At 45.0% G+C, this 10,202-nt stretch carries 9 protein-coding genes; all 9 read right to left on the bottom strand.

Annotation, left to right across the window (positions count from 1 at the left end; genetic code table 11):
- Window positions 1-23 precede the first annotated feature (23 nt).
- Window positions 24-608, bottom strand: coding sequence for a Holliday junction branch migration protein RuvA (gene ruvA / locus J4N23_RS08445; RefSeq protein WP_207426521.1), 585 nt, complete (start codon window positions 606-608; stop codon window positions 24-26).
- A 7-nt stretch (window positions 609-615) separates the two neighbouring features.
- Window positions 616-2,934 carry an NADP-dependent malic enzyme gene (locus J4N23_RS08440; protein ID WP_207426520.1) on the bottom strand — a complete coding sequence of 773 codons (2,319 nt, stop codon included), beginning with the start codon at window positions 2,932-2,934 and terminating at the stop codon, window positions 616-618.
- A gap of 110 nt (window positions 2,935-3,044) precedes the next feature.
- Complete coding sequence (locus tag J4N23_RS08435; protein WP_207426519.1) at window positions 3,045-4,253, bottom strand: lytic transglycosylase domain-containing protein; 1,209 nt, start codon at window positions 4,251-4,253, stop codon at window positions 3,045-3,047.
- A gap of 49 nt (window positions 4,254-4,302) precedes the next feature.
- Window positions 4,303-5,736 carry an Asp-tRNA(Asn)/Glu-tRNA(Gln) amidotransferase subunit GatA gene (gene gatA / locus J4N23_RS08430; RefSeq protein ID WP_207426518.1) on the bottom strand — a complete coding sequence of 478 codons (1,434 nt, stop codon included), beginning with the start codon at window positions 5,734-5,736 and terminating at the stop codon, window positions 4,303-4,305.
- Between the two features lie 175 nt (window positions 5,737-5,911).
- Complete coding sequence (tatA, locus tag J4N23_RS08425; protein WP_207426517.1) at window positions 5,912-6,100, bottom strand: twin-arginine translocase TatA/TatE family subunit; 189 nt, start codon at window positions 6,098-6,100, stop codon at window positions 5,912-5,914.
- Window position 6,101: 1 nt separating this feature from the next.
- Window positions 6,102-6,368 (bottom strand): twin-arginine translocase TatA/TatE family subunit, encoded by a 267-nt coding sequence (locus J4N23_RS08420; RefSeq protein WP_207426516.1) that lies wholly within the window; start codon window positions 6,366-6,368, stop codon window positions 6,102-6,104.
- Window positions 6,369-6,420: 52 nt separating this feature from the next.
- On the bottom strand, window positions 6,421-7,683 hold the full coding sequence (locus tag J4N23_RS08415) for a murein hydrolase activator EnvC (protein ID WP_207426515.1): 1,263 nt from the start codon (window positions 7,681-7,683) through the stop codon (window positions 6,421-6,423).
- 17 nt (window positions 7,684-7,700) lie between these two features.
- The gene (locus J4N23_RS08410; RefSeq protein ID WP_207426514.1) at window positions 7,701-8,501 is read right to left on the bottom strand and encodes a DUF4292 domain-containing protein; all 801 of its coding nucleotides are present in this window, start codon (window positions 8,499-8,501) and stop codon (window positions 7,701-7,703) included.
- On the bottom strand, window positions 8,479-10,200 hold the full coding sequence (locus J4N23_RS08405) for a tetratricopeptide repeat protein (protein WP_207426513.1): 1,722 nt from the start codon (window positions 10,198-10,200) through the stop codon (window positions 8,479-8,481). Before J4N23_RS08405 ends, J4N23_RS08410 begins: the two co-directional genes overlap by 23 nt.
- Window positions 10,201-10,202: the final 2 nt, after the last annotated feature.

The following is a 10,202-nucleotide window of genomic DNA, read 5'->3' as shown; positions in this document are numbered from 1 at the left end:
GTAATTTTTTTTATTATAAACTCTTATAAAACTTTCAGAGCACTTTTAATCATTTGCTCAATTGTCAAACTTTCTGACTCTCTTTTAATCACGTTGTCCAGCGCCTTTTCAGCCGCATTCTTAGCGAAGCCCAGCATCACCAAAGCGGCCAAAGCTTCCTCCCGCGAGTTACTGTATGCCGGCAGGTCAATCAAAGAAGCGGAGCCTTCTTTCTTCAGCTTGTCTTGCAGCTCCAAAATAATGCGCTGCGCAGACTTGGGACCGATACCCTTAATGCGCTGAATCAAGGGCACATCTCCTTTTATGATTGCCGTCTGTATTTCTTCAGGTGTGATAGAAGATAATATCATCCGCCCGGTTCCTGCTCCAATACCTGAAACCGAAATCAGGTGTAAAAAAAGACGACGTTCCCCTTCATCGATAAATCCGTATAGGGTGTGTGCGTCTTCCTTTACGTGAAGCCAGGTAAAAAGTTTGCACCGTTCGTCTGCCGGCAGTTTTCCGTAAGTATTCAGTGAAATATTAATCTGATAACCTATGCCCCCTGCCTCGATAACTACGTAGGTTGGACATTTAAATGTTAATCTGCCGTCTATATATGCGTACATTTCCTAATTAAGCTTTAGCCTTGCGACTAAAAAATCCCCTTTTACTATTCTTAGCCGCTTCCGCCTGTTTAGACTGAGCATCTACCACGGCTATTGTTACCATGTTTACTATTTCACGCACCGAGCTATCTAATTGTAAGACATGGACAGGCTTATTCAAACCAAGCAGAATCGGGCCTACAGCTTCCGCTTCTCCCAACTCCTGCAAAAGTTTATATGCTATATTCCCTGATTCCAGGTTCGGGAATACCAAGGTGTTAGCCGGTGCGCCGGCTAGATTGCTAAAAGCGAAATTATCGCGGAGCAGCGTAGGATTTATTGCGAAATTGGCTTGCAACTCACCATCTACTGTTATTTCCGGATATCGCTCGTGTAAAATCCGCACTGCGTCACGAGTTTTAACCGGCACCTCCCCTTCTACGCTACCAAAGTTAGAATAAGAAAGCAAGGCAATTCTTGGATCTACATTTAACTTCCGCACCGCCTTATCAAGCAAAACGGTAATATCAACCAGCTCATCCACACTCGGATTTTTGTTGATGGTGGTGTCACCAAAAAAGATCGGACCTTTTTTAGTCAACATCATATACATACCTGCAACTCTGGATACACCAGCTTCCGTCCCGATTACTTGTAGTGCAGGGCGAACAGTGCTGGCGTAATCCTTGGTCAAGCCCGAAATAAGCACATCTGCTTCGCCAAACTGAACCATGCTCGCGCCGAAATAATTTCTGTCGAGCAGGAGTTTTTTAGCCAGCGCCAGGGTCACGCCCCGTCGTTGACGCTTGGTATACAAAAACTCAGCAAATTCAGCAACAGCCGCTGGTTCTGCATAAGGATCGATAATCATCACTCCTTCCAGCTCCAGTGCGTTGTCTGCAATGATTTTTTTAATTCGTTCTTTATTACCCAACAAAATGGGGCTGGCTATACCTTCATCCCTTACGATTTGGGCAGCCTTTAAAATTTTATAATTATCTGCCTCCGCAAAAACGATGCGCTTAGGATCTGACTTAGCTTTGCTGCTGATTGTACGAAGTAAGGTGTCTTCTTTGCTTAGGCGCAGACGCAATCCTTCGGTATATGCATCCCAATCCTTAATCGTCTGCCGTGCCACTCCTGACTCAATTGCAGCTTTCGCCACGGCAGGAGATACCGCAGTGATAAGGCGAGGGTCCATTGGTTTCGGTATGATATAATCTTTTCCGAATTTAAGATTTTTAATATTGTAGGCAAGATTAACGGTTTCAGGGACAGGCTTCTTCGCCATCTCGGCGATCGCCTTGACTGCCGCAATCTTCATTTCTTCATTGATCGTCGTTGCCCTCACATCTAAGGCGCCCCGGAAGATATATGGAAAACCCAGCACGTTGTTCACCTGATTAGGGTAGTCAGAGCGTCCGGTTGCCATGATGACATCTTTTCTTGCTTTTACAGCGAGTTCATACGCGATTTCAGGGTTGGGATTAGCCATTGCAAAAACGATCGGGTTTTTAGCCATCGTTTTTAGCACCTCCGGAGAAAGCACGTCTGCCGTCGATAGCCCGATAAAGACATCCGCATCCTTCATCGCCTCTTCGAGCGTCTGCAAGTTTCGGTCGGTTGCAAATTCTGCCTTTACAGGATCCAGGTTAGGTCGGTCTTTTCTGATCACCCCCGAACGATCCAACATAACGATGTTTTCTTTCAGTGCGCCCACACTTACATAAAGGCGGGAACAAGAAATTGCCGCGGCACCTGCACCGTTTACGACGATTTTTACTTTGTCTAATTTTTTGCGCTGGAGTTCACATGCGTTTATAAGCGCAGCCGCAGAAATGATGGCGGTTCCATGCTGATCGTCGTGCATCACCGGAATGTTCATCTCTGCCTTCAAACGACGCTCAATCTCAAAACATTCAGGTGCTTTGATGTCCTCCAGATTAATTCCTCCAAAGGTTGGCTCCAACGCTTTTACTATACGGATGAATTCATCAACATCTTTAGTATTCAGCTCCAGGTCAAAAACATCTATATCTGCAAAGATTTTGAACAAAAGGCCTTTCCCTTCCATCACCGGCTTTCCCGCTTCAGGACCAATATCCCCAAGACCCAAAACCGCCGTACCGTTGCTTATAACGGCAACCAGATTCCCTTTCGCAGTGTATTTGTAAACATCCTCCGTATTCTCTGCAATTTTAAGACAAGGCTCTGCTACCCCTGGGGAATAAGCGAGGGTAAGATCTCTTTGAGTATGGGTAGGTTTGGTAGGAATTACAGCAATCTTTCCCGGACGACCATGTGCATGATAATCAAGTGCGTCCTGCTTCTTATTTAACTTTGACATGGTATTTTCGAATCAGTTTGGGCCCAAATTATCATCTTTGGATTGATATAAAAGTAATTCCCGTCATCTGAATGGAACTCCCGGGGGTTGGCCCACCCGAAACTCATCTGTTATCCCTGAATAATTCTCAGCACCATTCCCGGCTTAACTGCCTGATGCTTCAATTTATTGATTACTCGTATTTCTTCTTCCGTGGCTCCCTCAAACTTCTCAGCGATAGAGCTTAACGTGTCGCCCGCTTGTACTCTGTACATGACGTAGGTGTTTCGAGGGACGTAGCTATTAATTTTGGGCTGAGCGAATCCTCTTACCGGCTCCTTAGCTTCAACAGGAATCGTATAAACTAATTTAAGCTCCGTTTCGACTGTTGAAGGCTGCGTTAATACCGCCGCCAAAGCGTCAAAAATATAAGGTTTGATAGCGGGGACAATCAGCCGCTTAGGTGCTTCAGCACTTCCGTTGATAAACTGGTTTTTATAGGCTGCGTTCAATACACCCAGTTCATCATAGCTTACGTTAATAGCTCGCGCTATTGCGGACAAAGATATGGGGCGCTGCACCTGAATCTCCTTAGTATAAACACTAAAATCCGGGCTCTTTGGGTAAATCCCGTGTTTCCGGGCATTGTTCATCAGGTAAACGGTGGCAATGTAAGCAGGTACGTAATTCTGCGTTTCAACAGGGAGATATTCCCGCAGCGACCAGTAGTCGGTAGCACCACCCGCTTTTTCCATAGCCCAACGGATATTATTTCTACCGCAGTTATAGGAAGCAATAGCGAGCACCCAGTCTTTATACATCTCATAAGAGTCTAAAAGGTAACTCGCTGCAGCATTACATGCGAGGTAGGGATCGCGACGTTCGTCAATGGTGTCGTTAATATTTAGGCCATAGATCTTCCCAACGGGCTCCAGGAACTGCCATAATCCACCTGCTTGCGCTGATGATAAGGCATAAGGGTTTAAGGAAGATTCTACAATAGACAAGTATTTGATCTCTTCAGGAATACCACGCTCCCTAAAGATTTTTTCGTAGATGGGAAAATAATATTCAGCCAACCCAAGCACCCGTGAAAAGCGGGACTTTTGAGAGGTCGAATAGTAATTGATCATCCTTTTAACGGACTCGTTGTAGGCGAGAGGAACCGTTTTTTCCAACGCTTCGAGCGATTCCTGGTAATCACGGGAGCTACCTGAAATCGTTACAGGTGGATTTGCAGATGAAGTAACTGTTACATCAAAGGCGTTTCCAGCCGCAGAATAGCTAATTGAAGCTAGTCCTAAAACTGAAAAGAGAACGAATGCCCTAGTGTTTCTCATTATTTATTAGTATTCGGTAGAACAATTTAAAACTATCCTTTATACTAACCTATTCTTTTTTAGTTACATCCAAAAAATATTTGGAAAAAGCAAACAGTTCCACCTCACCAAAACGCTTGCCTATCAATTGAACTCCAAGCGGCAACTTTGTCTGTGTCTCGCCCACAGGTAAGGATATCGCAGGTATACCAGCCAATGAAGCTTGTACTGTAAAAATATCAGCAAGGTACATCGTTACCGGATCGTCAGTTTTTTCACCAATGCCGAACGCTGGACCGGGAGTTGTCGGAAGCAGGATAAAATCGTGGTCTTCGAGAATGGCGTGTGTTTTTTCAGCAATCAGCCTTCTCACTTTCTGAGCCTTCCCATAAAAAGCATCGTAGTGGCCGGCACTCAGCACGAACGTACCTAGCATGATCCGACGTTTTACCTCAGCCCCAAAACCTTCTGATCTCGACTTTTTGTAGGTCGACTCTAAATCTACTGCGTTTGGACTTCGGTAACCGTAATGAACCCCATCATAACGAGCCAGGTTCGAAGAGGCTTCTGCCATCGTTAGGATATAATAAGTTGGAACTACGTAGTCAAGATAGGGAAAGGAGATCGGCTCCACGGTGTGTCCCTCCGCCTTCAGCTGCCTGATAACCTTTTCAGTTAGCGCTTTTACCTCCGGATCGAGGCCTTCAGACTCCAGTGTTTCCGGCAAATAGGCGATGCGCTTTTTACCTTCAAAGCTCAATTGCTTCGAATATTCAGGAACCACTTCCTGAGAAGATGTGCTGTCAAAATCGTCATGACCAGCAATTACCTCCAATAGTAGCGCAGCATCTTCAACCGAATTGGCGATTGGTCCTACCTGATCGAAGGAAGAGGCGTAAGCGATAATTCCATGGCGGGAAACGCGACCGTAAGTAGGTTTCAACCCTACTACCCCGCAGAACGCTGCAGGCTGACGAACTGAGCCACCGGTATCCGTTCCCAGGGACGCCATACATAAACCCGCCTGCACTGCAACCGCTGAACCGCCCGAAGAACCGCCGGGGACTTTTGTATTGTCTGCCGCATTTTTCACTGCTCCGAAATAAGAGTTCTCATTCGAGCCTCCCATTGCAAACTCGTCGCAATTTTGTCTGCCTATAATGATGGCATCTTCAGCAAGTAACCGCTCTACTACGGTTGACGAGAAGATGGATTTGTAATTTTCAATGATCCGAGAACCGGCTGAAACGGTATGACCTTCGTAGCAGATCAGGTCTTTGATTCCAACTACCATACCTGCCAGCTTTCCACCAGTGCCGTTTAAAATTTTAGCATTGATGCTTTCAGCTTGTGCTTTTGCTTCTTCACCATAAACTTCAACAAAAGCATTGAGGTGCTTTGTCTCTTCTATCCTCTGTAAAAAGCCATCTACTAACTGGCCTAAATGAAGCTTTCCCGCTTTAATATCTTGTTGTACGCTGCTTAACGTAGTGTACTGTTCCATGCCGTGAAGGTAAGGATTTCTGTTAAATGAACCATGACAAGCTTAACAAAACCGCCTGCCTGTTACAAGAACGATTAAGGAAACTGCCAAATCTTTGAGAAATAATAAAACTAAAAAACCTCATATTTTGCCTGGGACAAAACATGAGGTAGTATCAAAAATATTTTGTGAAGGATTAATAATCCCGCCGGTCGCCTTCTTTAGCCGGGTCGCCGTCTTTAGCGTCTTTGAATTCCTTCACTCCGCGCCCCAGACCTCGCATTAACTCAGGAATTTTCTTTCCCCCAAACAACAACAAAAGAGCAACTACTATAAGTATAATCTCCGGAGCTCCTAAGCCAATTAATAAAATCGATTGTAACATGCTATGAATTTGTTTGTGCCTGATCGGCAGGTTTATCTGTATCTTTTTTGTCTAAATCCACTGTCAAATCATCTCTGACAGTATTCAAATTGCGATGGATTTCTCTCTTTACACCTTCTGAGGCGTCTTTGAATTCTCGCATCCCCTTCCCGAGTCCTCTGGCTAATTCGGGTAATTTTTTCCCACCGAACAACAACAATACCGCTACCAGGATCAGCATTATTTCCGGGGTTCCCATATTCAGCAATAACAAAACGGTGCTCAACATCTTCTAAATCAATATTTAAACAAATATACGTAATTAATACAGGAACGGATTTTTAATTCGCCAACCAACTTTCAGGATTCATTGGCGCTGCTCCTTTTCTTATCTGGAACTGCATTTCTGTCGTACCGTCCTCAGAATCTGTTGAAACCACTCCAATGGTTTGTTTAACAGATACTTTTTGCCCCCGGGAAACACTTACCGACCTTAGCTTGAAATACACAGAAAAATATTCTCCATGACTAATCAGAACGTAGTGATCAGAACCAATAGCTCCTACCTGGGCAACTGTCCCATCGAACACGGCGCGAATAGCGGCTCCCTGGTTGGTTCTTATGGTAATGCCATCATTATCAACAGTGACTGCACCTACCTTATGTGTACCAAATCGCTCGGTAACAGCAGCATTTGATACAGGCCAAGGGAGCTTTCCTCTATTGCTAAGAAAATCAGACGATAACCGGGCAGCCTCCGGGGTGGATGCAAGCACGCTGGTCCCTCTGCTGGCTGGTTTTGCAGCAGGCACCTCCCGGTTTTCAGCGCGTGCCTTAGCTTCCGCAGCAGCGCGGGCCGCAGCTTCCCGTCTCCGGGCTTCCGCAATCTCCCTGTTGATGGCGTTTTGGATAGCCCGACTCAAACTCGCTGCTTCTCTTTGCTTTTTACTAAGTTCCTGTCTTAATTGCTTTTCCTGTTTGGAGAGTTTGCTCAGTTGTTGCGAGTGATTGTTCTTCTCTTTGCCAAGCGTCACCTTCTCGTTTTCCTGATCATGTAGCAAGTTATTTTTCGACTTCTTACTACGATCCAGCTGCACTAGTTTAATACCCAGCTCCTTAGAGGTCTCTTCAATATATTTAGCCTGCTTTTTTCGGTAATCCCCAAATTGCTGCAAGTATTTTAACCTTTTATAAGCCTGGTTAAAATCCTGAGAAGCAAAGATGAACATGAGCTTACTGTAGGCACTCTGATTCCTGAATGCAAAGAGAACCATAGCCGCATACTCCTTCTTCAACTTGTTAAGCTGCGACTGAAGGGACCGTACAGTATTTGTATTTTCGGAAATCTCATTATCCAGGAGTCTGATTTCAGAGTTGATCGTATTGATTTTTTCTTCGCGAAGCCGAATCTGCGCATTCAGGGCATTAATCTGCTTCAGCGACAGCTTTTTATTATTTCTTACCTGACTCTGAGATCTCCTCAACATCTCTATCTCCCGGTTCAGGGCATCTTTCCGACGTTTCAGCTCGGCACTGCTTTGGGCGTAAGAGCTGCCTGCGAAGCCGAGAAGTACCAGGAAAAGAAATACACGAACTAAACTCATGCTACAAATCTATCTATTTAATTTTTTACACTAAATCTTTTTGGCACACTAAAAGGCATATCCACAGGTTCGTTCAGGGAGATACTGTTATACTGCAAATTAATCGCGACATTCTGGTTATTCGCCGCCGACTTGATCGTCACATTCTGCGGGAATATTTGACCTTTCACGTTCGCAAAGTTACCGTAGCTTACCGCCAGCCTTTGATTTGTTTCTTGGTTTTTTACTGTGTTCTGCACCAAATTGTTCCCATCATTAAAAATAAGCGCGTATATCAAGCCCGAAAGACTTCCTTCCACTATAGTTTGTCCTTCTCTGATATCGACATTTGCGTTCTCTGTTAGACTTCCGGGGATAGCACTGCCTGTAAACAAAGCCTGCACTGTCTTGAAGTCGACGGACCGGTTGGTAAACTGATGAATGTAGCTGAAAGGCTTTTTGGTGTATTCACCCTGAAAGCGATTCAAAATTTTTATGCTATCCGGCGTAACCAAGGCCCGGGCTACTTCTAAACCTGCTAGTGCAGTAACCGAAACCCACATCGCTTCATCTTTTTTCAGGCGAATACTCATGCTAACATCGTTGCTATTATTGTTGATATTTAGATCCGCCTTTGCCTTGATGGCGAGTGTATTAAAATCTACCTGCCGCTCCGTTATTTTTCTAAGAGCTTCTGCCTTTGCCGATGCCGATTCGGCTGTACCCGCAGGCGGCGCAACAGTAGTACCAGTTATGGTGGTTAGCTTACGGGTCTTACAGCCCGATGCCACTACCAATAGTGCTAATATCAAGATCTTACTCCAAAAACTTCTTTCCATTGATTTTCTTTTCCAATATTTCTGATCGAACTCCCTTTTCTTTTGCCTTTCGCCACTGTTCGAGGGCTTGTTCCTTCTCCCCAAGGTTAAACAAAATATCACCGTAGTGTTCCAGTTGGACACCGCTATTGCTATTATGTTTAATCGCTTTTTCGATCCATTTTTTCGCTTCCGCGAATTTCTTTTGCTTAAATAACACCCAGGCGTACGTATCCTCAAAAGAGGCATTATCCGGCATCAGCTTATTCGAACGTAAAGACATTTCTTCTGCTCTGGCTAAAGCTTCCCCCCTTAACGATAAATAGTAAGCATAATTGTTTAAGACATAGGTATTATCCGGACTTAGTTCTAATGCCTTCTCATAGCTGGCATCCGACTCCTTGAACCGCTGCAGGGCGTTGTACGAATCCCCCAGGGAAGAATAGATCTGCGACTGCAGTTCCTTGTTCTCCGCTTCGAGCGTCAAGGCGTTCTGAAAATAATCGACGGCCTTTTCGTGTTTTTTATTTTGGCTATAGCCCAGCCCTGTCAGGAAGTACAAGGTGGATTGGTTTGGGAATAAGGTAAGAGCTTCTTCTCCATCCTTAATCACGTCGGCATAATCACCCTTGCTCAGACTTAAACGCAGAAGTTGCTCCCATATCAGGTATACTTCGTTATTTAAACTCAAAGCCTGCCGATATGCTTTCTTTGCTTCGTCAAGCTTATTATCCTGAAAAAGGACATCTCCGTAAACTGAAAATGACTTTGGATCTGACGAATGAACGTCCGTAAGGATATGAGCCAGTTCGGTTGCCTGAGCCCTCACTTTAGCATCCCGGAATCGGGGGAAAAACGATAAAACCACGCGCACTTTTGTATCAAGGTTCAGGGCAGGGTCGGCAAAAGATGCTTTTACCTCCTCATGAGCTAGATCAGCATTATTTTGGGCGTTATAAATGTCGGCCAAGGCCAGTCGCACAAATGCATTTTTAGGATCAACCTTTTTTGCTTTTTGCAACACCTCCAAGGCCTTGTCCAGATCAGCCTCTTTCTGATAAATTTCGGCAAGAATATGATAGTTCCGGAGATCTGCGGGGTTGGCAGCGATCAGCTTTTCCAGTTCGGCGATACTCCTGCCTGCGTTCCCCTGTTGTTGAAACAGACGCTGCCTGGCGGCGACAAGCTCGTGAGAGCCGCCAAATTTTTCCTCGATGACAGCATATAGCGCCTCCGCCTCCTTAACTTTCTTCTGAATGGTGAGGGCATTGGCTTTGTCGTAGTAATAATCTTCGTTCTGCGGCTCGAGTTTGATAAGTTCGTCAAACACCAGAACAAGTGGTTCAATACTATTTGTCCGTTTGTATATATCTGCCAACAGGAGCCAATACCACTTATTACCGGACTTAACGGTCACCGCCTGACGGGCATAGGTTTCTGCAACCTTCTCGTCACCCTTCGCATGGAAATAATTCGCTAACTCATATAAGGCTGCTGCATTAGCCGGATCGCGCTCTAGTACTGCTTTGAAATAGGCTGCTGACTCATCGAATTTCTGTATCGCCTTTTCACGAAGGCCGCTATAAAAGAGCTCATTTACCCGAAGGCTGTCTTCTGCTGATAACTGCCTGCCCACCACGATAATCGCTCCGTTCTTTTTCTGAGCGAAACAGAAGGCAGCAACAAAAAAATTTATAAAAAGCAGTACAGTTTTAAGCATAG

Origin of the sequence: Pedobacter sp. SYSU D00535, from assembly GCF_017355855.1 — a bacterium.
Lineage (GTDB): Bacteria > Bacteroidota > Bacteroidia > Sphingobacteriales > Sphingobacteriaceae > Desertivirga.
Note: the sequence above shows the minus strand (reverse complement) of the source record. Positions and strands in the feature narration are given on the sequence as shown.